The organism is Dyadobacter sp. CY327, from assembly GCF_021390415.1.
Lineage (GTDB): Bacteria > Bacteroidota > Bacteroidia > Cytophagales > Spirosomataceae > Dyadobacter > Dyadobacter chenhuakuii.
Map to the genome: position 1 here is coordinate 326897 of NZ_JAJUXJ010000005.1, position 23692 is coordinate 350588.

General features: G+C 46.7%; 19 protein-coding genes. 9 read left to right on the plus strand and 10 right to left on the minus strand.

Annotated features, from left to right (window positions below):
- Nucleotides 1-87: 87 nt before the first annotated feature.
- The gene (locus tag LZG74_RS15010) at nucleotides 88-897 is read left to right on the plus strand and encodes a UDP-2,3-diacylglucosamine diphosphatase (RefSeq protein WP_233797362.1); all 810 of its coding nucleotides are present in this window, start codon (nucleotides 88-90) and stop codon (nucleotides 895-897) included.
- 3 nt (nucleotides 898-900) lie between these two features.
- On the opposite strand, the gene LZG74_RS15015 is transcribed toward LZG74_RS15010, so the two are convergent.
- The 4 genes from LZG74_RS15015 to LZG74_RS15030 all read right to left on the minus strand — a co-directional run bounded on the left by LZG74_RS15015 (nucleotide 901) and on the right by LZG74_RS15030 (nucleotide 3793).
- Nucleotides 901-1647, minus strand: a complete 747-nt coding sequence (locus LZG74_RS15015) for a carboxypeptidase-like regulatory domain-containing protein (protein WP_026628525.1) — start codon at nucleotides 1645-1647, stop codon at nucleotides 901-903.
- A gap of 128 nt (nucleotides 1648-1775) precedes the next feature.
- Entirely contained in the window at nucleotides 1776-2609 is an 834-nt protein-coding gene (locus LZG74_RS15020) for a phosphatidate cytidylyltransferase (protein WP_233797363.1), read from the minus strand.
- Complete coding sequence (locus LZG74_RS15025) at nucleotides 2581-2802, minus strand: putative signal transducing protein (protein WP_026628527.1); 222 nt, start codon at nucleotides 2800-2802, stop codon at nucleotides 2581-2583. The genes LZG74_RS15020 and LZG74_RS15025 overlap by 29 nt, the downstream gene beginning before the upstream one ends.
- Nucleotides 2803-2821: 19 nt before the next feature.
- On the minus strand, nucleotides 2822-3793 hold the full coding sequence (locus LZG74_RS15030; protein ID WP_233797364.1) for a CPBP family intramembrane glutamic endopeptidase: 972 nt from the start codon (nucleotides 3791-3793) through the stop codon (nucleotides 2822-2824).
- A 65-nt stretch (nucleotides 3794-3858) separates the two neighbouring features.
- Between LZG74_RS15030 and dusB the strand changes: the two genes are divergently transcribed.
- The 4 genes from dusB (at nucleotide 3859) to frr (ending at nucleotide 6750) form a co-directional block, all read left to right on the plus strand.
- Nucleotides 3859-4848: a tRNA dihydrouridine synthase DusB gene (dusB, locus tag LZG74_RS15035; protein WP_233797365.1), complete on the plus strand. Its 990-nt coding sequence runs from the start codon at nucleotides 3859-3861 to the stop codon at nucleotides 4846-4848.
- Nucleotides 4842-5378 (plus strand): acetyl-CoA carboxylase biotin carboxyl carrier protein subunit, encoded by a 537-nt coding sequence (locus LZG74_RS15040; protein WP_233797366.1) that lies wholly within the window; start codon nucleotides 4842-4844, stop codon nucleotides 5376-5378. The genes dusB and LZG74_RS15040 overlap by 7 nt, the downstream gene beginning before the upstream one ends.
- 63 nt (nucleotides 5379-5441) lie before the next feature.
- On the plus strand, nucleotides 5442-6161 hold the full coding sequence (gene pyrH, locus LZG74_RS15045) for a UMP kinase (RefSeq protein WP_026628531.1): 720 nt from the start codon (nucleotides 5442-5444) through the stop codon (nucleotides 6159-6161).
- 28 nt (nucleotides 6162-6189) lie between these two features.
- Entirely contained in the window at nucleotides 6190-6750 is a 561-nt protein-coding gene (gene frr / locus LZG74_RS15050) for a ribosome recycling factor (RefSeq protein WP_233797367.1), read from the plus strand.
- A gap of 81 nt (nucleotides 6751-6831) precedes the next feature.
- Here frr and LZG74_RS15055 read toward each other — a convergent pair whose 3' ends face one another.
- Both LZG74_RS15055 and LZG74_RS15060 read right to left on the minus strand, forming a co-directional pair.
- The gene (locus LZG74_RS15055; protein ID WP_026628533.1) at nucleotides 6832-7824 is read right to left on the minus strand and encodes a UDP-glucuronic acid decarboxylase family protein; all 993 of its coding nucleotides are present in this window, start codon (nucleotides 7822-7824) and stop codon (nucleotides 6832-6834) included.
- 38 nt (nucleotides 7825-7862) lie between these two features.
- Nucleotides 7863-9179, minus strand: a complete 1317-nt coding sequence (locus LZG74_RS15060; protein WP_233797368.1) for a UDP-glucose/GDP-mannose dehydrogenase family protein — start codon at nucleotides 9177-9179, stop codon at nucleotides 7863-7865.
- 212 nt (nucleotides 9180-9391) lie between these two features.
- Between LZG74_RS15060 and LZG74_RS15065 the strand changes: the two genes are divergently transcribed.
- The 3 genes from LZG74_RS15065 to LZG74_RS15075 all read left to right on the plus strand — a co-directional run bounded on the left by LZG74_RS15065 (nucleotide 9392) and on the right by LZG74_RS15075 (nucleotide 12034).
- Complete coding sequence (locus LZG74_RS15065; protein WP_233797369.1) at nucleotides 9392-10555, plus strand: acyl-CoA dehydrogenase family protein; 1164 nt, start codon at nucleotides 9392-9394, stop codon at nucleotides 10553-10555.
- A 128-nt stretch (nucleotides 10556-10683) separates the two neighbouring features.
- On the plus strand, nucleotides 10684-11598 hold the full coding sequence (locus LZG74_RS15070) for an SPFH domain-containing protein (protein ID WP_233797370.1): 915 nt from the start codon (nucleotides 10684-10686) through the stop codon (nucleotides 11596-11598).
- Nucleotide 11599: 1 nt separating this feature from the next.
- A complete protein-coding gene (locus LZG74_RS15075) occupies nucleotides 11600-12034 on the plus strand; it encodes an NfeD family protein (protein ID WP_026628537.1) in 435 nt (144 codons plus the stop codon).
- Nucleotides 12035-12117: 83 nt separating this feature from the next.
- Here LZG74_RS15075 and pafA (LZG74_RS15080) read toward each other — a convergent pair whose 3' ends face one another.
- From pafA (LZG74_RS15080) to LZG74_RS15090, 3 genes are all read right to left on the minus strand, one after another.
- Nucleotides 12118-13749 carry an alkaline phosphatase PafA gene (pafA, locus tag LZG74_RS15080; RefSeq protein ID WP_233797389.1) on the minus strand — a complete coding sequence of 544 codons (1632 nt, stop codon included), beginning with the start codon at nucleotides 13747-13749 and terminating at the stop codon, nucleotides 12118-12120.
- A gap of 85 nt (nucleotides 13750-13834) precedes the next feature.
- Complete coding sequence (gene pafA / locus LZG74_RS15085; RefSeq protein WP_233797371.1) at nucleotides 13835-15511, minus strand: alkaline phosphatase PafA; 1677 nt, start codon at nucleotides 15509-15511, stop codon at nucleotides 13835-13837.
- A gap of 125 nt (nucleotides 15512-15636) precedes the next feature.
- On the minus strand, nucleotides 15637-18447 hold the full coding sequence (locus LZG74_RS15090; RefSeq protein WP_233797372.1) for a pitrilysin family protein: 2811 nt from the start codon (nucleotides 18445-18447) through the stop codon (nucleotides 15637-15639).
- 214 nt (nucleotides 18448-18661) lie between these two features.
- Here LZG74_RS15090 and LZG74_RS15095 point away from each other — a divergent pair, with 214 nt between their 5' ends.
- On the plus strand, nucleotides 18662-19054 hold the full coding sequence (locus LZG74_RS15095; protein ID WP_233797373.1) for a hypothetical protein: 393 nt from the start codon (nucleotides 18662-18664) through the stop codon (nucleotides 19052-19054).
- 2 nt (nucleotides 19055-19056) lie between these two features.
- On the opposite strand, the gene LZG74_RS15100 is transcribed toward LZG74_RS15095, so the two are convergent.
- Complete coding sequence (locus LZG74_RS15100) at nucleotides 19057-23646, minus strand: translocation/assembly module TamB domain-containing protein (protein WP_233797374.1); 4590 nt, start codon at nucleotides 23644-23646, stop codon at nucleotides 19057-19059.
- Nucleotides 23647-23692 lie beyond the last annotated feature (46 nt).

The following is a 23692-nucleotide window of genomic DNA, read 5'->3' on the forward strand; positions in this document are numbered from 1 at the left end:
ATAAGTTGTAAACGGCGTGCAATCTAGAAAGAGATTGCTAAAAAATCACGCCGGTGAATGTAAATTGCAGCGCATTTAAAATTCCGCATGAACTTTCATTTTGAGAAAAAGACGATTCCCCTGCAAGATGGCCGCCGCGCCTATTTTTCATCGGATTATCATCTTGGCGTCCCGTCCCCGTTGCAGAGTCGCGAGCGCGAAAAGCGCATTGTAAGCTGGCTGGAATCCATTCAGCACGATGCGCAGGTGATATTTCTAGTAGGTGATATTTTTGATTTTTGGTTTGAATACAAAAAGGCAGTTCCCAAGGGTTTTGTGCGGTTGCTGGGGAAACTGGCAGAGCTTTCCGACAAAGGAATTGAGCTCATTATCTTCACCGGAAACCATGATATGTGGATGTCGGGCTATCTGACAGAAGAAGTTGGCGCTGCTATTTACAGAAATCCTGTCTCGTTTACATTTGATACAAAAGGCACTTCGAAAACCATGTTAGTAGGCCACGGCGATGGACTCGGGCCGGGCGACAGCACTTATAAGTTTCTGAAAAAGGTTTTTGAAAACCGTTTTTTCCAAATGATCTTCCGTATTGTTCATCCGGATGTGGGCATGTGGATTGCGATGGAATGGTCTAAAAGAAGCCGGATTGCCAACGTGAACAAGGGCGAAGAGCGCTTTATTGGCGCGGACCATGAATGGTTATTTCAATATTGCAGAGAAGTTGAGCAAACGCGGCACCACGATTTTTACATTTTCGGGCACCGGCATCTCGTCCTGGATATGCAGGTCAATGCGCGATCTCGTTACATTAATCTCGGAGAATGGGTTTCGCAGCAACATTTCGCCACGTTTGACGGCAGCAATCTGACATTGAAAAAGTTTGATCCTGTGCTGCTTTAAATATTACTGACCGTTTTTCTTAATATCATTATCAGGCATGGGAGGGATAAAGTCCTGCTTTGTAATGTTCTCGCGGGGAGCCGCGTTGAGGTCTTTTCTCCAATCTTTTTGTTTCAAATCACCCTTCTTAACGGATTTGATGAAGTTGGCCCAAGCGAATGGGTTCAGGAATGGAAATGTGGTCGCAAAGCCTTTATTACCCGATGATTCACGCCCGAAAAGTAACTGGTCCATCGAATAGCGATAATTGGTTTGTGCATTGTTAGGCACCTGCGCAGCCATCCTGTTAATGTAGTCCGGGTCTGTGCTTCTTGCCAACGCATCCCTATCCGCCTGATCGGGCAGTTTCAAATCGAGGAATGCTTTCTTGAATTCTTCTTCTGTTGAATAGGGATAAATGGTCACGCCGGAAAGCGTTACCACATCTTCTCTCAGCGCTACAATGGCCGAGTAAATATCTGAATTATAGCTCCTTGGGATAACGTGATATTGTTTTTTGAAACCTACATAACCAAAAACAATGCTATCGCCCGGAAAAACTTTAATCGTGAAAGAACCGTCGCTTCTGGATAATGTTCCCCGTCCCGCGTTTACAATGAAAATCGTTGCCCCAGGCAGGATTTCGGTGGTTTTGCCGCCTACGACCATCCCTGAAAACACAATTGCACTTTGTTCACCCTGCGCATACGAATCCCGGACTCCAGTTACACCTGCAAGTATCAATAAAAATATAAAAAGACTCCGTTTCATTTCCAGATTGTTATTCCAAAATCAATGTTAAACCAAATGCATTTGTAATCGTTGCTAAACTTTTGTTCCTGTTTTAAAAACGACTTACCGCCTCACGGATTGCCTGCTGAACAGACTTACTCGTGTTACTAGGAAAAAAGCTTTAAAAAAGTGACGATAAACGGAGCCGAAAGAAGCAGACCATCAAACCGATCTAAAAAGCCTCCGTGACCCGGAATACTACTTCCCGAGTCCTTAATGGCAATGCTCCGCTTGAAAAGGGACTCTACCAGATCGCCGTAAGTGCCTACTACCACAATAATGGCCCCGATGCAATACCATTTCCAGGGTTCGAAGGTACGGAAATAATAACCGAGGGCAAAGGCGATAAACGCCGCGAACACCGCACTTCCCATCGCACCTTCCCATGATTTCTTGGGAGAAATGCGCTCAAAAAGCTTTCTTTTCCCAAATTTCGTCCCTGCAAAATAGCCGCCAATGTCCGAAGCCCAAAGCAAAAGCAAGCTCCCCAGTACAATTTCATAATTATAATTCCCGCCACGCATCGCCATCACAATAATAAGGGCAAATGGAAGCGCCACGTAAATGATGCCCAGAAACGTAAAACCAATGTTGGTAAAGGGTTTCAGATCATTCTTTTTATACAGCTTGATAAAGAATATCATCGATAGCAACGGGCTGATTATGAAGTAATTTTCAAATGGCACAATGTCTTGCTCTATCAGATACGCAAGTAACATCATGACTGTGCCACAGAATGTTCCATAATATGTCAGCGGCTGGTTTCCGTCGAGGCCAAGGAGCTTGTAAAATTCCAGTTGGGTAAGCGAGCTGATGGTGCAAAAAAGGAGCAGGAAGGTCAATTCATTGTAAAGGATGCAGCTAATGATCACAAATACACCTGCCAGAGCAGTGATTGTCCTTTGCTGTAAATTATTCAGATTCGTTAAGCGCTCCTTCATTCGTTATTATCATTTGGGCCTGTGAAAGATCACCAGCCGGCACGTGCACTTCATACATTCCGAATACCGGATAATTGCTGTCTTTTTTGTCAACGATGACAGCTGCAATTCCGTTTTGTTCTAAAATTTCACGGGCAATATCAGCCCGCATCACCTGTGCGCTCTGATAAGCCTTCACCCAATTTTCAGCCATATATAATTAAGATATTGATTTAAAACTCCTTATCCATCAGTAAAGGCTCTTTCTGCATCGCGCTCGTTTTCCGTACAGAAAACAATATGCCAGCAGAAACCAGCAACGAAGATAAGATCAGCATCACCGGCATCGACTTCGTTTCTTCCACATCGATGCTCACCGCACCAATGTTGTTGAGATACATCATCACAAGCACGAAGCCGTTATTGACAAAATGGGCGAGTATAGCCACCCAGATATTTCCCGTCCAGTAATATAGGTAACCAAACACTGCCCCCAACATCATCCGGGGCAAAAATCCGTAAAACTGGAAATGGATAGCACTAAAAATAGCCGCCGCAACCCAGATCCCCACATGCGGGTTTCCCCAAAGCTTGATCAGCTTAGTCTGAATAACCCCGCGAAAAAGCACTTCCTCGCCCAGTGCAGGCAATAAAACCACCACAAACAATGCAACCAGCAATTGGCTAAACTGTGTATATTCCGTCATAAAAGCCGTCATCACCGAAAGCTGATTCTCTTTCTCCTTCATCCACAATTCCAGCTCCGACAATGCATCCGGCAGCTTCATGGCTGCATTCCATTCTATAAACTTGCTGTTGACCGGAATAAAAGCCAGAACAAGCAAAAAAGCCAGTAACCAGACCCTGAAAGCGGGTTTGGGACGGAAGTCAAATTCAGCGATCGATTTACGATCTATATAAATCCAGAAAACAAGCGAAGGAAGCAGGTAGGAGAAGAAATGGACCGTGCCCTGCAGCAACATTAATGCATACCAACCATTGGGAACTTCGCCCGGGTTGCTTAGTAATTGGGTCAAAACACCGGTAATGCTGCTGGTATCCATATGCAAATAAAGCGCAAGCACCATAACCGCCAGGATATTGCCCACCGCCATACCAATGAGCACAAAGCCAATGAGGACCAACAAACTGCCTCCTATGCCGGGTACACGGGAAACTAACTGAATAGGGTTACTATTTTGCATAATTGATGTAAATTTACAGTTAATTATGAATTTAAAAATAAGGAATAGGCGTCAGCCTTTGTGAGATGGTAAAAATCGGAAACATAGCGTTAGGTGATTTTCCACTGCTTCTGGCACCGATGGAGGACGTAAGTGACCCTCCTTTCAGGGCGGTTTGCAAGGAAAACGGTGCGGATCTGATGTACACGGAATTTGTATCGTCGGAAGGATTGATCCGCGATGCGGCGAAAAGTGTGCTGAAGCTTGACATATTTGAATACGAGCGGCCGGTTGGCATTCAGCTTTTTGGCAGCGACATTGAAACCATGGGTTCATGCGCCGAGATCGCATCCCGCGTAAATCCCGACCTGATCGATATAAATTATGGCTGCCCGGTGAAAAACGTGGCTTGCCGCGGCGCCGGTGCTGCATTGTTGCAGGATATCCCTAAAATGGTCAAGATGACCGACGCGGTGGTGAAATCGACCCATTTGCCGGTAACCGTGAAAACCCGACTAGGTTGGGACGAGAATACAAAAAATGTGCAGGAAGTTGCGGAACGCTTGCAGGATATCGGCATTCAGGCATTATCCATTCACGGCCGCACGCGCGTACAAATGTACAAAGGCTCGGCAGATTGGACACTGATCTCAATGATTAAGGACAATCCGCGCATTACGATCCCGATTTTCGGGAACGGCGATGTGGATTCTCCTGAAAAGGCATTGGAATACAAAAATAGGTTCGGCGTGGACGGCATCATGATTGGCCGCGCAACGATTGGCAATCCCTGGATCTTTAACGAGATCAAACATTATATGAGAACGGGCGAAAAGCTGGCTCCGCCTACAATGGAACAGCGCGTGGCCGTTTGTCGCAAACACCTTGAATTCTCGATCCGCTGGAAAGGCCCGGTTGCGGGTGTTTTTGAAATGCGCAGGCATTATACCAATTATTTCAAAGGACTCGATCATTTCAAACCCTTTCGCATGCGGCTGGTTGAAGGAATGACCTATGAAGAGCTCGACGGGATTTTACAGGAAGTTGTCCACGAATACAGCGAAGCATTATGCTGAAAATCGCTGTATCCGACGCGCCGGCAACCGAACATGGTGACGACGCGGCTACCGGGCATGTTTTTGAGATCAATAAAGAGCAGAACAACCTGTCCATAAGCGGCGAAACGTTTGATGGCGACATTACGACGCTTGGCAACAATCATTTTCACGCCATTTGGAAAAACAAATCCTACAACATTGAAGTCCTCGAACACAATGCTGCAGAGAAAACATTTCACCTGCTCATCAACGGCCAGCACATTCATACCAAAGCAAAAGACGAGCTGGACCTGCTGCTGGAAGGAATGGGATTGCAAAACACCAGCATCGCCAAGATTAATAATGTGAAAGCACCCATGCCCGGACTCATCCAGTCCGTCGCCGTTGCCGAAGGCGATACGATCCAAAAGGGCGACACATTGCTCGTGCTGGTAGCCATGAAGATGGAAAACACAATCAAATCTTCCGGAAACGGAGTGGTGAAGACATTGAAGGTTGCGGCTGGTGAAATCGTTGAAAAAAACCAGGTATTGCTCGAGTTTCAATAAATTACTTGTTAATCTTAACTTCCTACGCTTATTTTTACGGTCGAAAACACCTATCTCACAATCATGCCCGAACCAAAATATAAACGTTTACTACTGAAACTGAGCGGAGAAGCACTAAATGGCGGCGACAAAGGCCAGGTTATTGACTTCAACATTCTTGATAATTATGCCCGGGAAATCAAGAGAATTGCCGAAGTAGGCGTTCAGATTGCAATCGTGATCGGAGGAGGAAATATTTTCCGCGGCGCATCCGTCGAAAAATCGGGCATCGACAGAGTGCAAGGCGACCATATGGGCATGCTGGCCACCGTAATTAATGGTATGGCCATTCAGAGTTCACTTGAAAAACATGGAGTAAACACGCGTTTGATGTCTGCGATCAAAATGGAGCAGGTTTGCGAGCCTTTGATCCGCCGCCGCGCGATCCGTCACTTGGAAAAAGGACGGGTTGTTATTTTTGGCGCCGGAACGGGTAACCCCTATTTTACCACAGACACAACAGCCGGACTTCGTGCGATTGAATCGGAATCCGAGGTGGTTTTAAAAGGAACACGTGTAGACGGTGTTTACACAGCCGATCCTGAAAAAGACCCGCTTGCTACGAAATACACCCAACTTACCTTCGACGAAGCATTGTCTAAAAATCTGAAAATCATGGATTTGACGGCATTTACACTTTGCAAGGAAAACAATGTTCCGATCATCGTTTTTGATATGAACAAGCCTGGTAACCTGTACGATTTGGTGATGGGCGAAGAAGTGGGAACATTGATATCTAACTAGCAGTAATACAATATATTATTACAAAATAATGGAAGAAATAGAATTATATCTGGATGACGCCAAGGACACCATGGAAGGCGCCATCAAGCACCTGATCATTGAACTCGGTAAAATACGCGCCGGAAAAGCATCTCCTCAAATGCTGGAAGGCCTTCAGATCGATTATTACGGTTCCATGACGCCATTGCAAAATGTGGCAACGATCAACACGCCTGACGCCAGGACGATCGCGATCAGGCCGTTTGAGAAAAAAATCATCAATGACATTGAAAAAGCGATCCGTAACGGAAACCTGGGTTTTGCACCTTCCAATGATGGGGAAATGATCCGTATTTCGGTTCCGCCATTGAACGAAGAACGCAGAAGAGAACTGGTGAAACGTGCGAAAAACGAGATCGAGACTGCGAAGATCAACATCCGTAACATTCGCCAGGATGCGAACAATTCATTGCGCAAGCTGACGAAAGAAGGCATTGCGGAGGATTTAGTTAAGCTAAGCGAAGACCGCGTTCAGAAACTGACCGATGGCTTTATCACCAAAGTGGAGCAGATTTTCAATGCGAAAGAAAAAGAGATCATGGAAGTGTAGTGATTTAATATCAATAGCCTACCAACAAAAAATCCCGCTTCCGCGGGATTTTTTGTTTACTATCATTTCTAAAAGTATCTCTTATTTTGAGGCGCTGAAACTTTCAAATCCTCTATGGTTGGATTCTTCGTAAAGTCTCTCCTTAGGCAGGTTGCGGAAGTAATCGTAAGTGATACGCAAACCTTCTTCACGGGTAACTTTTGGCTCCCAGCCAAGGATTTCTCTTGCCAATGTAATGTCCGGCTGACGCTGTTTCGGATCATCTTGTGGCAAGGGTTGATAAATCACTTTCTGATCCGTTCCGGTCAACTTGATAATTTCCTCAGCAAACTCTCCGATCGTAATCTCAGCAGGGTTACCAATGTTAACAGGCAACGAATAATCGCTCATTAGCAATCGATAAATGCCTTCTACAAGGTCGTCTACATAGCAGAATGCACGAGTTTGCGTTCCGTCACCGAACACCGTAATGTCCTCGCCTCTCAGCGCTTGTCCGATGAATGCCGGCAATACGCGTCCGTCGTTGAGGCGCATTCTTGGTCCGTAAGTGTTAAAGATCCTTACAATGCGCGTTTCCAGCTCGTGGTAACGGTGGTAAGCCATCGTGATCGCTTCCTGGTAACGTTTTGCTTCGTCGTAGCAGCCGCGTGGCCCGATCGGGTTTACGTGGCCCCAGTAATCTTCGGTTTGCGGGTGAACCAATGGGTCACCGTACACTTCGGATGTGGAAGCAATGATAAAACGTGCTTTTTTAACCCGGGCAAGCCCAAGCAGGTTATGTGTTCCCATCGCGCCCACTTTCAGGGTTTGGATAGGGATTTTTAGATAGTCAATAGGACTGGCAGGCGATGCAAAGTGCATGATGTAATCCAGCTCTCCCGGCACGTGTACAAATTTCGTAACATCGTGGTGGTTAAACTCAAAATTCGGATTTGGCATCAAATGCTCAATGTTGCGCATATCCCCTGTGATGAGGTTATCCATCCCGATCACATACATGCCTTCTTTCAGGAAGCGCTCGCAAAGGTGTGAGCCCAGGAAACCCGCCGCTCCGGTTATTAATACACGTTTCATTTAAAATGAGATAGGTTTAATGTTGAAATTTGACTTCCTCAGGCCGGAACGACTTTTTCGCGTCCAATGCTGAAATAAGTGTAACCCATTTCGCGCATTGTTTCCAGTTCATAGAGGTTTCTTCCGTCAAAAACTACTTTATTTTTAAGCAGCTTACCCATTTTTTCAAACTCAGGTGTACGGAACTGCGGCCATTCTGTGAAGATCATTAGTGCATCTGCATCATCCAGGGCTGCATATGGTGTATGGCAGAAAGTTACTTTATCGCCAAGTATGTTTTTGACATTCGTCATCGCTTCCGGATCGTAAACAGTCACTCTCGCGCCGCCTGCCAGCAATGCCTGAATGTTTTCCAAAGCCGGTGCTTCACGGATATCGTCTGTATAAGGCTTAAATGCAAGTCCCCACACAGCGATTGTTTTATCTTTCAGACTTCCTCCGAAATAGTTATCAACCATTGGCAACAGCTTTTTCTTCTGGTCATCATTCACATCCATTACTGATTGCAGGATGCGGAAATCGTAGTTGTAATCTTTTGATGTTTTGGCAAGTGCCTGCACGTCTTTCGGGAAGCAGCTTCCGCCATAACCGATTCCGGCGAATAAGAAACGCTTTCCTATACGGCTGTCTGTTCCGATACCACGACGGATATCGTCCACATTAGCACCCACTTTTTCGCAAAGGTTTGCGATTTCGTTCATGAAAGTGATTTTCATGGCCAGGAATGAGTTGGCAGCATATTTTGTCATTTCAGCAGAACGCTCGTCCATGAAAATAACAGGGTTACCCTGGCGAACCAATGGAGCGTACAATTTCTCCATCACTTTCTTCGCTTTTTCAGAGGAAGTTCCAACCACAACACGGTCTGGCTTCATAAAATCCTCAACAGCAACACCTTCACGCAGGAACTCGGGGTTAGAAACCACATCGAATTCAACTGTTGCATTGGCTGCGATGGCTGCATGCACTTTTTCAGCAGTTCCTACAGGAACAGTGCTTTTATCAATAATTACCGCGTATTGTTCCATAATATGTCCCAGATCGTCGGCAACTTTCAGGATATATTTCAAGTCGGCAGAACCATCTTCACCCGGAGGCGTTGGAAGTGCAAGGAAAATAACCTCTGCATCCTTAATTCCTTCTGCAAGATTGGTTGTGAACACCAAACGACCTTCGGCAACATTGCGATCAAAAAGCACGTCAAGACCCGGCTCATAAATGGGAATTTCGCCTTTTTGCAAACGTTCAACTTTTTTGACATCAATGTCAACGCAGGTTACCTGATTGCCCGTCTCGGCGAAGCATGTTCCCGTAACCAAACCTACGTACCCTGTTCCTACAACTGCGATTTTCATAAAATGTGATAATTATTATATAGCTGTTTTGAGACTTATTAATTAACGTTAAATATTTGTACTTAACCAAGACGGCTAGCTTTTGGGGTATGCAAAAGTAACTTTTTTTAAATGAATCTTCACCTCCTCTTGTAGGATTTGTTCGTTTACGGATGGTGATTTTTATACAAATCTTACTAACATTGAACAACACAATATAATCATCAGCAAATATGGACTTACTAAAAGAGGATTCAGTTGAAAGCCAGCGGGAACAAACCTGCGACCTGATCCGTGAGACAGTCAAAGACTTTACAGCGATCCATATAAAGCCTTATATCAGAGAGTGGGACGAAGCACAGCAATTCCCTAAAACATTGTTTCACAGCCTGGGCGAACTTGGTCTGATGGGCATGCTGGTGCCGGAGCAGTACGGCGGATCCGGATTAGGATATAAAGAATATGTGACGGCGATCATTGAGCTCTCCAAAACAGATCCTTCAGTGGGATTATCCATGGCTGCGCACAACTCGCTTTGCACAAATCATATATTAATGTTCGGCAGCGAAGAGCAAAAACAAACCTATCTTCCCAAACTCGCATCCGGCCAGAACGTAGGCGCCTGGGGACTTACGGAACCTAATACAGGCTCTGACGCGGGCAATATGCAGACCGTGGCCGTGCGTGACGGCGACGACTGGATCATCAACGGCTCCAAGAATTTCATCACCAACGGGAAATCAGGAGATGTTGCTGTAATCATTACCAGAACCGGCGAGCCCGGCGACAAGCACGGCGCCACGGCATTCATCATTGAGCAGGGGACGCCAGGGTTTACATCCGGTCGCAAAGAGGACAAGCTCGGCATGCGCGCATCCGAAACTGTGGAGCTTATTTTCCAGGATTGCCGCGTTTCCGACCGGCAGCGGCTGGGTGATGTAGGCGATGGTTTTATCCAATCATTAAAAGTCCTGGATGGCGGCCGGATCTCCATTGCCGCATTGGGCGTAGGCACTGCACTGGGTGCCTACGAAGCCGCGCTGGCTTATTCCAAGGAGCGCAAGCAATTCGGGAAAGCGATCTGTGATTTTCAGGCGATTGCCTTCAAGCTGGCCGACATGTATACCGACGTTCAGGCATCGACATTGCTTACTTTTCACGCTGCAGCATTGAAGGATGCCGGACAAAAAGTGGCACTGGCGAGCTCAGTTGCCAAATATCACTCTTCCGAAACAGCCGTAAGGGTCGCAAATGAGGCGGTTCAGATTTTTGGCGGATACGGATTCGTGAAGGATTATCCAGCCGAAAAGTTCTACCGCGACAGCAAGCTTTGCACCATTGGCGAGGGCACAAGTGAAATTCAAAAAATGGTTATATCAAAAGAAATATTAAAATAGTAATATAGCCGCAACCATCCATCCCCATCTTAAGCCGACGAGCAAGTTTCCGTAATACTGATGCAGGAAGCAGTAGGAAGGAAGTCATGTTATGGCTATTTTCGCAATAGACCATAACCTGACTTGATATGACCACTCCACTTATCGTGTTGCTTGTCCTTGTAGTGTTCACGATCCTGATGACCGTGAAAGTGATCCCACAGCAAACCGCTTACATTATGGAGCGGCTGGGTAAATTCTACGCCGTCCTGCAACCCGGCATCAACTTCATCATCCCGTTTTTCGACCGCATTGCTTATAAATACACGCTTAAGGAAACCGCCATCGACATTCCAGAACAGATCTGCATCACGCGTGATAACGTGCAGGTGCGTATGGACGGTGTCATTTTCATTCAGGTGATTGATCCTAAAAAAGCTGCTTACGGCATTGCTGATTATACATTTGCCGTGATCCAGCTCGCGCAAACAACCATGCGCAGTGAAATAGGAAAACTTGATCTCGACAAAACATTCGAAGAAAGGATGACCATTAACCGCGCCGTCGTGGAATCCATCGACGAGGCGGCTACGGGCTGGGGTGTGAAAGTTTTACGTTACGAGATCAAGAATATCACGCCACCCCAGAGCGTTTTGATTGCTATGGAAAAACAAATGCAGGCAGAAAGGGAAAGAAGGGCTGTAATTTTGCAGTCCGACGGTGAGAAGCAGGCGGCGATCAATGTTGCCGAAGGTCAGAAACAAAAAGTGGTTTTGGAATCGGAAGGTCTCAGGCTGAGACAGATTAATGAGGCGGAAGGGGAAGCAGCGGCGTTGCGCTCGGTGGCGGAAGCCACAGCGGAAAGCATCAGGCTGGTGGCCCAGGCCATTCAAATGGAAGGTGGCGTGGAGGCGGTGCAGCTCAAAGTGGCCGAAAATTATGTGGAACAATTTGGCAAGCTGGCTAAGGCAGGCAATACGCTTATTCTGCCCGCCAACCTGGCAGATATGGGATCGTTGATCGCCACCGCGCTTACTGTTGTTAAATCAGAACAAAAGAAATAGTATGGATTTGTCTTTGCCGCAAATATGGCTCATCGTCGGACTGATCATGCTAATTGCAGAACTGGTCAGTGTTTTACTTGTTTTCGTGTTTTTCGCGATCGGTGCATTGTTCACCTCCTTGCTGGCCGCCATAGGCCTGCTCGGCAGCACTGAAAGTCAGATTATTGCTTTCTCTGTTATTTCACTGGTCTCTATGCTTGTGTTACGCAAGCATGCGCGGCGGTTGCTGGACCGTAAAGGCGCGGCGGAATACAATGAATTTGTAGGTGAAACGGCCATGGTAATCAAGGACATTCCGGCCCAGGGGGAAGGAAAAATCTATTACCGTGGCGCAGAATGGAAAGCTAACTCCGAAAACCACACCTCCATCACCGCCGGAAGTAAAGTGGTGATTAAAAAAGCTGACGGAATTCTGCTCATTGTCGAAGAATCCTGAATAAGGTCAAACAGAAATATTAACAGAAAGAGGCTGCATAGCAGGGATCATCTCCCCTATGCAGCCTCTTTTTATGCAACAACTTACTTCTTAATCGCCTCCTCCACCGGATTTCCAATGTTTCCGCTTGCTGGCAAAATGTGCAGCAATGCAGAAATAGTAGGCGCAATGTCCGAAACCGAAGTCCGGCGCAACGTTTCCCCTTTATTTATCCCCCAACCAAACATAACGAAAGGCACCTGCGTGTCGTAATTGTAGGGTGTTCCATGGGAAGTTCCCGTCGGCGTTCCGTAAAACCATCCCGGCTCGGCAAGGATCTGAATATCGCCGCTGCGCTTTGCATTCACATTGTTTTTGTATAGTTCAAGCTGATAGGTGTTCAAAGGCGCCTTTCCCATATCCGTCAGGTTCAAAACGTCTGCTACGCCAGGGACTTTAAGCAATGCTTCCCGTATTACTTCTGTCGCCATAGCAACGGTTATTTTATTTTTTTGCAAAAGGGCGTGATCGAAATACAACTGGTTATTTTCTCTGCTCAGAACGTATTTTTCTTTACCAAATGCGTCATCCAATGCTTTATCGACGGTCGCATTTACAACCCTGCGTTCGACCAGCCCGGCAGGAAGCTTATGCGCCGCTGCAAATCCCGGAACGTCCACAACGCCGTGATCGGCTGTCAGGAACACGGTGTATTCGCCCTTGCCCACCCAGCTGTCCAGGAAGCCGAAAAGCTCCGCGAATTCGCGGTCCAGGCGCAGGAAGTCGTCTTGCTGTTCCACGGAGTTGGGCCCTACCCTATGCCCGATCTTGTCTGTCGACGAAAAGCTGATCGCCAGGAAATCCGTATCCTTTCCTTTCCCCAGATTTTCTCCCTTAATCGCCTCAATGGCCATTTCTTTCGTAATCGTGTTGCCCCACGGCGTATCCGTTACCACACCAAATGCATCGCCAGCCAAACCAGCCAGATCATAGGGAAAAACAGGCCTTTTGGCACCAGGCAATTTGCCTTCCCAATCTACATCGTCCGGTGAGCTTTGTCCGTAACTATCCGCAGAAAGCAGCAATTGCCAGCCTTTTTGCAGATAGGCAGAAGGCATTTTTTTGGCATTATAATCCTTCACCCACTGCGGCAGGTCGTCCATATAATAGGTGCTCGTCACCCAGTTACCGGTTTTGGAATCAAACCAATATGAACCGTTGGCTGTATGCCCGCCAGGCAGGATAGAGCCTCTATCCTTGATCGCTACCGCAATCGTTTTGTTACGGAAGTTGGTAGCAATCCTAAGCTGGTCAGACACCGTGCTTGTCAGCAAGTTCCTCGGCGACATTTTGCCCACCGATGTATTATTGCTTCCTACCGTTTTCACTGTGCTGTCTTCCACGCAATAAATGCTTTGCTTAGTAATAGGGTCAAACCATTCATTGCCCACGATGCCGTTGATCGCAGGCACCGAGCCCGTATAGGCCGATGCGTGACCGGCAGCAGTCACGGTTAGTGCATAACTGTAATGATTGTTCCGGCAGTTGAAACCCTCATTCATCATTCTTTTAAAACCACCCTCCTGATATTGATCGTAATATCGATACAGATAATCGTAACGCATCTGATCCACAACAATACCAACCACGAGTTTAGGCCGCGCGAGTGGCGATGATTTAGTCGTTGTTTTTTTAGGGGTTTGGGCAAATGCAGATACAGAAAGCAGCACCAGCATTGCTTTGAAGCAAATTTTTCTCACGGTTTAGGAATATTTATTAAACAAAAAACCTTGCAACCAATAAAGACTGCAAGGCATAAAACTACTTTTTCAATGCTTCTTCAACGGGGTTGCCCACATTGCCGCTCGGCGGCAGGATGTGCAGCAATGCAGAAATCGTCGGTGCAATGTCCGCAATGGTCGTCCGGCGCAATGTTTCACCTTTATTCACACCCCAACCGTAAAGCAGGAACGGCACGTGCGTATCATAATTATAGGGCGTTCCATGATCTGTTCCCGTTGCATACGAAGATGCGAACCAGCCCGGCTGCACAATTACCTGAATATCTCCGGTCCGCTTCGCGTGAATATTGTTCTTATACATTTCCAGTTGATATGTATTCAAGGGAGCACGGTTAATGTCCGTCAGGTTCAAGACATCGGCAACGCCTTCCATGGGCAGCAATGCGGTGCGCACAACCTGGTAAGCATCAGCAACGCTTACCTTCTTTTCCTTCAAAAGCGCCTTGTTAAGGTAAAGCTGATAATTTTCAAAAGCCGAAATGTAATCGCCTTCTCCATAGGCATCATTCAATGATTTCACAACAGCGCGCGTCAATGCTGTCGCACTCATTAAGCCAGCGGGCAGCTTGTTTTCTTTCCAGAATGCAGGCACATCCATAGCCCCGTGATCCGCTGTCAGGAAAACTGTGTAATTGCCCTTTCCAGTCCATGTATCCAGGAAATTAAATAGGTCAGCGAATTCCATATCCAGTTTCAGATAATTATCTTCCTGTTCAACAGAATTAGGTCCGAATGCATGGCCGATCCGGTCAGGCGTTGAAAAGCTTACGGCCAGAAAGTCGGTATCCGCTCCCTTACCCAGATTTTCACCCTTAATAGCCGCAATCGCCATATCCTTGGTCATGGTGTTGCCCCACGGAGAAGTGGTGATCACTGTGTAAGCATCACCGGCAGTTCCTATAAGCTCATGCGGGAAAATGGATTTTGGCTCGCCGGAAATTTTACCTTCCCAAACCACATCATCCGCTGTGCTCTGCGTGTATTCTTCAACGGGCAACAATAACTTCCAGCCCGCTTTGGAGTATTCCGAAGGCATTTTTCGATTATTGTAGGCAGTCACCCAGTCCGGCAGGTTGTCGCGGTAATACGTGCTTGTTACGAAATTCCCCGTTTTTGAATCAAACCAGTAAGCGCCTGATGCGGCGTGTCCGGCCGGTAAAATGGAAGCTCGATCCTTAATGGCTACACCAATTGTTTTTGAACGAAAATTGGTTGCAATCCGCAACTGGTCCGTTACGGTGCTGGTGAGCAGGTTGCGCGGCGACATTTTGCCTACTGCCCCATTGTTGCTTCCTACGGTTGCTACCGTGCTGTCATCTGTGCAGTAGACGGTTTTGGCGGCTTGCGCATCGTACCAGTCATTCCCGACAATGCCGTTAATGGCTGGCAGCGAACCTGTGTAAACAGCCGAATGTCCTGCGGCGGTGACGGTTAATGCATAATGATAGTGGTTGTTCCGGCAATTGAAACCCTCATTCATCAATCTCTTCAAACCGCCTTCTTTGTATTTGTCGTAATAGCGATACAGATAATCATAGCGCATCTGATCCACCACGATGCCCACAACCAGCTTCGGCCGGGCAAGTTTGCCAGGGTTAGCCGTGGCAGGTTTTGTTTTGGATTGACTAAAAACGGAGGGGCTGATGATGAGTCCTGCAATCAGTAATCTTAATGTCAGGTTTTTTATCAATTTCATTGGAGAGGCATTGTAGCGATAAAGGTTTCCTTATATACTGGGCAAAGATAAAGATGTACTGCTTTAAAAGCAGAAACCGGCAGCAATTTGCCGCCGGTTTAATTCTTCCTTAATATTAAATGCCTCTATTTTTTCTCGCTTCCACCCAGCGGTGCAGGCGCAGCGGCAGCAGGCGCTCCTTTTTTGGCCTTTGCAAAATCGCCCGCCTTAATGATTACCAGCTTGTTGTAATCAATGTGTTTATTAAATGCAGATTTGATTTGCTCCGGGGTCAATGCTTCGATCTTCTTCTCAAAATCTGCATCCCACTGCATAGTCCGGTTAAGGTAAAGGTTGTTTGCCAATGTGTTGGTCAGTGAAGCATCCTGCGAGCGTCCTACCTGCCGGGATTGCAGGTAACCCGATTTCGCCGCCTTCAATTCTTCAGCCGTAAAACCTTCCTTCATTGCTTTCTCGATCTCTTCTTTGAATGCAGCTTCCAGTTTCTCTGCATTTTGAGGTGCGTAAATCGCATAGGACATAAATGTGCCGCTTTTATCCAAAGAACTTGCAGAGAATTGTGATCCTACACCATAGCTTAACCCATCTTTCTGGCGAATGCGTGTGGCAAGCCGGGAGTTCAAAAAGCCTCCGCCCAACAGATAATTACCGATCACCAATGCCGGATAATCGGGGTCTGTGTCTTGCAGAGGCATATTAAGGCCCGCTATAAACATGGCGTTGGCTTTGTCCGGCGTTTCCACCATTTTATTTTCTGCTTTCACAGCTACATAAGGGGAAGCAACGCGGGTAAATGGTTTCGCACTTTTCCAGGTTCCGAATTCGTCATTAATGATCTTTTGAAGTGCCGCTTTGTCAAAATCCCCTACAACCGTTGCGGAAGCATTGTTGGCACCATAAAAATCTTTGTGGAACTGCTTGATCTGGTCAATGGTCGTGGCTTTAATGCTCTCCACATCTTCATCAAATGTTCCCACGTAACGAATGTCCCCTTTTGGATAGGGCGTTACAATGCGGCGATACTGGTTGAATGCAATCGCCTGCGGCTCACTCCGCTGCGATTCGATTCCGGCCAGTTCCTCCTGTTTTAGTTTTTCAAATTCTGTTTCATCAAAAGCAGGGTTTTTCAAAACTTCCGCCACCAGCTTCATTACAGCAGGCAGGTTTTCTTTTGTCGTTTCAATGTTCGCCCCAGCCTGGTTATTAATCCCGAAGAAGCTAACCCGCGCTTTCAGCCGGTCGAATTCGTCTTTCAGCTGCTGTCTCGTCTTTGTTTTTGTGCCCTTATCGAGCATGGACCCCGTAAGATCGGAAATGGTCGCTTTGTTCATCAGGCTCTTTTCATCCCCGTAGCGCAATATGATTTTGGCTGCGACAACGTTGCCTCTGGTCGTTTTGGGAAGCAGGGCTATTTCAATGGCATTAGGCTTTTCAACGCGCGTCGTGCGGGATTCCACATTCATTGGCGACGGATCAAATGCCTCTCCTTCTGCTACAACGGCTTCACCTTTATAGCCTTTCACCAATTCCGCTACATTCGGCGCTTCCGGGATTTCAGCCCTTACCGGGTTGGATTCCGGCACGAATGTTCCTAATGTGCGGTTGGACGGACGGAAATAATATTGTGCAACGCGGAAGACGTCCTCCGGCGAAACTTTCCGAATGTTATCCCGGAAAAGGAATGCCAGCCGCCAGTCGCCAGTTGCAATGGCTTCGCTGATACTCAATCCTACCCTTTCGGAATTACGGAATTCCAGGTCCCAGTTTTTCAGAATAGTCGTTTTCGCACGTTCAATGTCTTCTTTGGAGGGTTTCAAAACAGCAGCCGAATCCAATGTGGCTGTAAATGCTTTTTTGGCTTCATCCAGCGATTTTTCCTTTAAAACCTCGGCTCCAAAAAGCACAAATCCCGGATCAAACAACTGAAAGCTGAATCCGAATTCAGATGAAGCCTTCTTTGTATTCACGAGATTTTTGTAAAGCCGGCCGTTGGGTTCAGCAGTTAATAGCTCGGTAAGCACTTCCATGGCGGGATAGTCGGCATGCGAGCCGGGCATAATGTGGTAAGCTGCCATCAGCATTTGCACATCGCCTGTCCTTTTCAGCTCCACAAAACGCTCTCCGTCCTGCGTCGGTTCAGAGGTGTAAGATTTGGGTAATACACGTTCCGGTTTTGCGATTTTACCAAAATAATCATTGATCATTGCCAACGTTTTGGCTTCGTCAATTTTTCCGGCAACAGTCAGGACTGCATTGTCCGGCTGGTAATATTTTTTATAAAAAGCCTGTAAATTTTCAATCGGCACCCTTTCAATGTCGGAGCGGTTTCCGATGGTTGATTTTCCATAGTTATGCCAAAGAAATGCACCCGAAATCACACGCTCCATTAAAACGCGGAACGGGCTGTTTTCTCCCGATTCAAACTCATTGCGCACCACGCTGAATTCGCTGTCCAGGTCTTTCTTGGCGATGAACGAATTCACCATCCTGTCAGATTCCAGGTCGAGCGCCCATTTCAGGTTTTCTTCGGTTGCCGAGAATGTTTCGTAATAATTGGTGCGGTCATACCACGTTGTTCCGTTCGGTCTGGTTCCATGCTCTGTGAGCTCCTGTGGAATGTTAGGATGCTTGGGCGTGCCTTTGAATACCATGTGTTCCAGCAAGTGCGCCATGCCTGTTTCGCCGTAACCTTCATGGCGAGAACCCACCAGGTAAGTGACATTCACCGTAATAGTCGGCTTGGACGGGTCGGGGAACATGAGCACTTTCAGCCCATTTTCCAGATTGTATTCAGTGATCCCTTCCACAGACGTGACCTTTTTCACCCCTTTCGGCAGATCCTGCGAAAAGGACGGAGCGGCGATCAGGGAGGTTAGCAGCAGACCGATAACAGCTTTGCCACGGAATGCATTTCTTCTTTTAAAATTCATGACCATATCCAGAAGATTATGTAAGATTTAGATTGCATGAAAATAACTCAGATTCCGGCATTTAGCAATGACTTAGGGATAAATGGCGAAATAAAATCCGGTGCAACAGAATGGCAACGTTTTGGTGTATAGGCTTCAACTGCAATACATATTTTCCGGTGTCAGTAGGAATTCTGGGAGAAGAATAGCAGTTTTAACTTATATGATTTAATTAAAATAAATGACGCCGATCAAAAGTATAACCCGCCTGCTATTCCTATCTGCCATCATTATCCTGGCGGGCTGCGCCTCGGGCATCCCCATTTCAACCAATACAAAATATCCTATTGAAGTGCTTTATGATAACCAGCCCCTGGATCGGCCCTATTCGGAGATCGGGGTTGTGGAAATTACCAGTGAAGACTCGCTTACCGCGCGTCAAACGCAGGATAAGCGCATGATGTATCGTGGTAATGATGCCAAAACCAAGGAGTTGCTTACTGCGCGTTTGGTCATCAAGGCCCAAAAAATCGGTGCTGATGCAATTATCAACGTCAAATACAAGTATTACACCAGCGTAAAAAGTGAGGGCTATATGCTCAGCGGGCTGGCCGTGAGATACCGCGGTGAATAATTTCAGCGCGTCGGATCCTTTTTAGAGATCATTTTATTGACCGTCGTGTCCTGCCTGGTTGTATCGGCAGGCACATAGGGGATTTTTACAGAAGGTTTTGGCATTAAAGAAATGCGGTTGAAACTGTGCGTAAACTGCATACTCACGCCACCGGTTGTCACCGAGTTCAAGACAAGCGAGTTTAATACATTGCGGTTATAAGCTTTCACCCGCACCGAACCACTGGGATTGAGCCAGTATTCCAAAGTCCATTCACCCAGCAAGCTGGCCGCGTCGTATTGTGATGCGCCGTTCGCACTTTGGGTCCCGGAAGTAAAACGTCCGTCACGCGTAACGCGGAAGCGATCGTTCAGAAAACGGTAAGAAAACCTCAATTGCAGATTATTAAGCGCATTTTGATCCAGAGAAAGTCCTGAAACCCCCACTTCCAGGTTCTCATTGATTCCCGAAGCCCAGCGGCTGATCTGATTGGAAACCAGCTCACTAATGCTGCTCCCCAGGAAATTCTGACTCCCCACCGCGGCCAGACTTGCCTCGGGAAGCAACTGATTTACAAGCAATAAACTGCTCACCTGTCTGCTCAGTTCCTGTTCGTCAGACTTTAACTTATTCTGAAATGCTTCCAGTTGCCCGCGATATGTGCTTAATGATGGGTTATCGAGCACTTTCAGGTCGTAGCGGATCTGTGGCGACATCAGTTGCTCCGAAAGCGCAATAGTCACCTCCACCGGATAGCGGCGCGATAATGCATCGTTTCCTGTTTCGGTAGTGCTGGTATTCGGCAAAACGCCGGCCAGGGAAACCATTTGTGTATAACCTGCCTTTACATCCAATTGCGCACCATAAGGGTCCCCGGACCACACAATGCGGCTTCCGGGTTTGATGCTGAATTTCTTATTAATGACATTCTGCAATGTGAAATTGTATTCTCCCCTTTCAATTTCGTACGTTCCGGCCATCGTGAAATCGCCTTTTGTATCAATGTTGAGGTTCAGCCTGCCGCTGCCGTTCCCGCGGATAATGTCGCCGGTTTGCCTGTCAAAAATGATCTCGCAAGTTGCATCAGGCGTCAGGTTGAAATTGAAATCCATCTTAATGCCGCCTGCGACCTGGCTTCTTGCCGTGGAATCGCCTGATTTTGCAGTGCTGTCTGCCGGTGGCATTTTACTTACAAACTGAATGTAATCCTGCGTGGCCACCTCCGTAGCACCGTCCAGCGGAATGTGGATTTTGGTGCCTTTGTTGCTGGTAACATTGGCTTCTATGTTAAGGTTGTCAATAGGGCCAAAAACGGCGACCGGGCCTGTAACATAAGCTGTTCCGTAAAAAATGCTGTTATCCTTCGCCGTTGTGTTCAGGATCTTAAAATTGTGCAAATCCGCATTAAAACCCAGAGAAAAGTACTTGAAACCATCATGAAAAACCCCGCCACGCAGGTTGGCTGTGTTTCCGTCCGTATCTGTAATGAGCATGTTATCGGATGTAATTTCACTCTCGGTAAAGTTGATCCTATCGCTGAAAGTAAAGATCGATTGCAGATAATCGAATTTCATCCGGCCTTTATCCACCATTAAAGAACCCGAAAGGATCGGTGCATTCACCACGCCTTTGATCGTTACCACCCCTTTCGCAGTGCCGCTAATGTCCGAAACCAGGCCCGTAGCAAACGGTTCGAGACCTTTGAAATCGAAATTGTTGAAAATAGCCTTCAAATCCAGCGTATTAGCACTTAATTTGGGACGATAGGCGCCGGTGAGATTGAACACGCGCCGTGCATCTTTGTTCAGCTGCGCATCAATTTCCAGCTCGCTCCTGCTCTGGTCCCAATCGCCTGTCCCGGATAAATTTCCAAATTCATACTGACCATAACCAAGGCTTTCAATGCTGAAATTGGCATCCAGTACAACATCATTATAAACGTCCTTCACTTTCGCAGAGCCATCCATAATCCCTGCTAACTGCGTGGTCAACAATGCATTTAAACTGGATAACCTGAAATTTTTGATGTCCAGCACCATGCTTTTTTCCGGGTCTTCCGAAGCCGTGCCGTTCACAAAAATCCGCTGCTTGCCACTCACAAGGCCTAAATTGGACATCGTCACATCACGCCCTACAATAGAAATGAAGCTTTCAGAAGGCACATTCCAGGTTTCCTCTAAAAGATTAAGCTTTGAATTTTTAAAATTAATGTCCAAACCAGCGGGCAGGAAACGGATTTCACCGGCCAGATTCGCATTATTCGTGCTGGCTACCTGACTCAGGGCACCATTAAAATCGATATGATCAACATCCCACGTTCCTTCAATTTCCAGTTTTTCGGTGGGGACCAGCGCGCTTATTTTCTGATTTTCGGATGTTACCAGCATGGAAGCCAAAACTTCCGCTGAGTTCACAAACTTTGAAGTTGTCACATCGACTTCCGCCTTCACAAATTCATTCGTTCCATAACGAACCGTGTCCGAAAGTGCATTTAATGTTAAAAAAGCCGTGTTATCCATTTTAAAGACACCCTCCGCCCTTGCTCCCCTTGAAATATGCACGTCGGGGCTCAGGAATGCGAGGAATCGCGACAGGTTCCTGGTTTCCACCGCATAGTCGATCTGGTAACGGCTTAATGACGTGTTAACCGGCTTTTTGGCATAGTATTCGGTCCGGTTTGCTTCGTTTTCGAAGAAGTAAAGTCTGTATTCGGCTAAAATGCGGCTAATGTCCTTGTATGCAGCGGTTGGAAGAAAATTTCCATCCATTTTGGCGGTCAGGAATTCACTTTCCAGTTTCAGGATCCTTCTGTCAGCGATCTGGCGCGATGAGAAAACCAGCGTGTCCATCACCAGGTTTCGTTCCTTTTCAGACATCAGCAAATAGGTATCAAGCAGCTTGGCATCGCCTGTCAGCGCGTCAAATGTATTGCCGGACAGATTAACGTTCAGTTGCGTGCGCAATGTGATGGCCTCCTTTGTAAAACCAAGGTATTTAAGGTTCGCACGTTCAATGGTTCCTTGCACATCAAAAGCATTCTGCGCCTTTGAGAGGTCAAATTCTCCTTCAATGTTGGCGATCAGATTGCTATCTCGTGCAACTACCAGGCCGTTGAAATACTGATTTTGTATATTTCCTTTAAGCTGAATGTTCTTATAATTGTAATGCTGGAACCCAACCCGTCCGACGGTTGCATTCATATCCGTCGATGCGAATTTCAACTCTGTCCCTTTGCCAAAAACCTTACCATCAAAATCCAGCTCCTGCCAGGTTTCTTCGTCATCCAATAACTTACCCAGCTTGAAAGCGGCCGTTTTGATCGTTCCGGAATAGGTGGTTGACTGTGCGTCGGCAATGTGGAAAACGAGATCGCCCGCCACTTCACCCATATCCGAAGAAGCCGTGGCATTCAAAGCAAAATCTTCCAATGTGCCTTTAAATGTGCCATCCAGTAATGTGAGGCCAAATTTCGAAAGCGTGGAATGCATATCCCATTCAGGATAATACTGGATAATGTCCATCGGTTCCACCTTCGAAAGCGACAGTTGAATGTCCATTTTTACACCTTCAATCTTCGGCAATCCCTGAAAACCCACATTACCAACCAAACGGCTCCCTCTTCCGAAATGCAGGTCCATATCCGAAACCATGAAATCATCGACTTTGCCATTAAAATCGCCCGATATGCGCCAGGTTTCACTTAGGTTATCAACATAACTTGAAAAAAGTCCCAGGTCTTTGGAATCAACACGACTTCCTACCAAATGCCCTTTCATGCGGACTTTATGATTGAAATCGCCCAGCTCGCCGGATCTGTTATAGTAAAATATGACTTCGTCTTTCAAATGTGAATTGCCGATATGGGCGTCCAGCTCTTTGAGCTCCATCTTTTTTTGGCAAAACAAAAAGCGCGTTTCCAGATCATGCATCCTAAGGCCGGTCTGCTTATCGACCGTTTCCAGATTTCGCGCCAGAAAAGAAATGGTGTCGCCCTGAACCAGGAAATTTCTCAGGTCCCCGTTTAATTTATTCAACTCGAAATGAGAATAGTCAAAAGTCCTGGCACCTTTATCGCGGGGCTGACGCGGATCGTCATAGCGGAATGTGCCGTCGATGACTTTTGATTTACCAATAATAAAAGGCGTGTTGTTTTCAGGTGCGTTTTTGGGACGCGGAACAGCCGGGGTGGTGAGCTCGTTGATCCGTTCGATGAAGCCATCAATGTTCAATGAGCCTGAGGAAGGTATAATGGCCAGGTGCACATTGGGCTGATATACATTCACTTCATCGAGATAAATTTCTTTTGAAGCGTTTTCAATAATGTTATTAAGGTCCAGATTAACGTCAATCCTGCCGACGTCGATCATATCCTTCTGGCTCGTGTCTTTCACCGAAATACCTTCGAGGGAAACCACGTCGAACCACTTGATATTGACTTTCTCAATGGTAATGGGATAACCCAGCTTCTCAGAAATATTACTGGTAACACGCTGAACTGCCCAGGTTTGGACGGAAGGAAGTTGAAGTGCAATGGTCACAATTCCCAGCGCCAGCAGCGCGAAGATGATCACTACGATCAGACCATTACCAAACGCCTTCAGGAATTTTAACATATATAGCTTCGCGGCGGGATACCGCTTATCTTATTGTTAATGCTTA

Coding starts and splice junctions, on each gene's coding strand:
- LZG74_RS15065 (WP_233797369.1), top strand. CDS start 9,392: ATGGACTTACTAAAAGAGGATTCAGTTGAAAGCCAGCGGGAACAAACC.
- LZG74_RS15040 (WP_233797366.1), top strand. CDS start 4,842: ATGCTGAAAATCGCTGTATCCGACGCGCCGGCAACCGAACATGGTGAC.
- LZG74_RS15010 (WP_233797362.1), top strand. CDS start 88: ATGAACTTTCATTTTGAGAAAAAGACGATTCCCCTGCAAGATGGCCGC.
- pyrH (WP_026628531.1), top strand. CDS start 5,442: ATGCCCGAACCAAAATATAAACGTTTACTACTGAAACTGAGCGGAGAA.
- pafA (WP_233797389.1), bottom strand. CDS start 13,749: ATGCTGGTGCTGCTTTCTGTATCTGCATTTGCCCAAACCCCTAAAAAA.
- LZG74_RS15095 (WP_233797373.1), top strand. CDS start 18,662: ATGACGCCGATCAAAAGTATAACCCGCCTGCTATTCCTATCTGCCATC.
- dusB (WP_233797365.1), top strand. CDS start 3,859: ATGGTAAAAATCGGAAACATAGCGTTAGGTGATTTTCCACTGCTTCTG.
- LZG74_RS15070 (WP_233797370.1), top strand. CDS start 10,684: ATGACCACTCCACTTATCGTGTTGCTTGTCCTTGTAGTGTTCACGATC.
- LZG74_RS15020 (WP_233797363.1), bottom strand. CDS start 2,609: ATGAAGGAGCGCTTAACGAATCTGAATAATTTACAGCAAAGGACAATC.
- frr (WP_233797367.1), top strand. CDS start 6,190: ATGGAAGAAATAGAATTATATCTGGATGACGCCAAGGACACCATGGAA.
- LZG74_RS15090 (WP_233797372.1), bottom strand. CDS start 18,447: ATGGTCATGAATTTTAAAAGAAGAAATGCATTCCGTGGCAAAGCTGTT.
- LZG74_RS15055 (WP_026628533.1), bottom strand. CDS start 7,824: ATGAAACGTGTATTAATAACCGGAGCGGCGGGTTTCCTGGGCTCACAC.
- LZG74_RS15015 (WP_026628525.1), bottom strand. CDS start 1,647: ATGAAACGGAGTCTTTTTATATTTTTATTGATACTTGCAGGTGTAACT.
- LZG74_RS15075 (WP_026628537.1), top strand. CDS start 11,600: ATGGATTTGTCTTTGCCGCAAATATGGCTCATCGTCGGACTGATCATG.
- LZG74_RS15025 (WP_026628527.1), bottom strand. CDS start 2,802: ATGGCTGAAAATTGGGTGAAGGCTTATCAGAGCGCACAGGTGATGCGG.
- LZG74_RS15060 (WP_233797368.1), bottom strand. CDS start 9,179: ATGAAAATCGCAGTTGTAGGAACAGGGTACGTAGGTTTGGTTACGGGA.
- LZG74_RS15100 (WP_233797374.1), bottom strand. CDS start 23,646: ATGTTAAAATTCCTGAAGGCGTTTGGTAATGGTCTGATCGTAGTGATC.
- pafA (WP_233797371.1), bottom strand. CDS start 15,511: ATGAAATTGATAAAAAACCTGACATTAAGATTACTGATTGCAGGACTC.
- LZG74_RS15030 (WP_233797364.1), bottom strand. CDS start 3,793: ATGCAAAATAGTAACCCTATTCAGTTAGTTTCCCGTGTACCCGGCATA.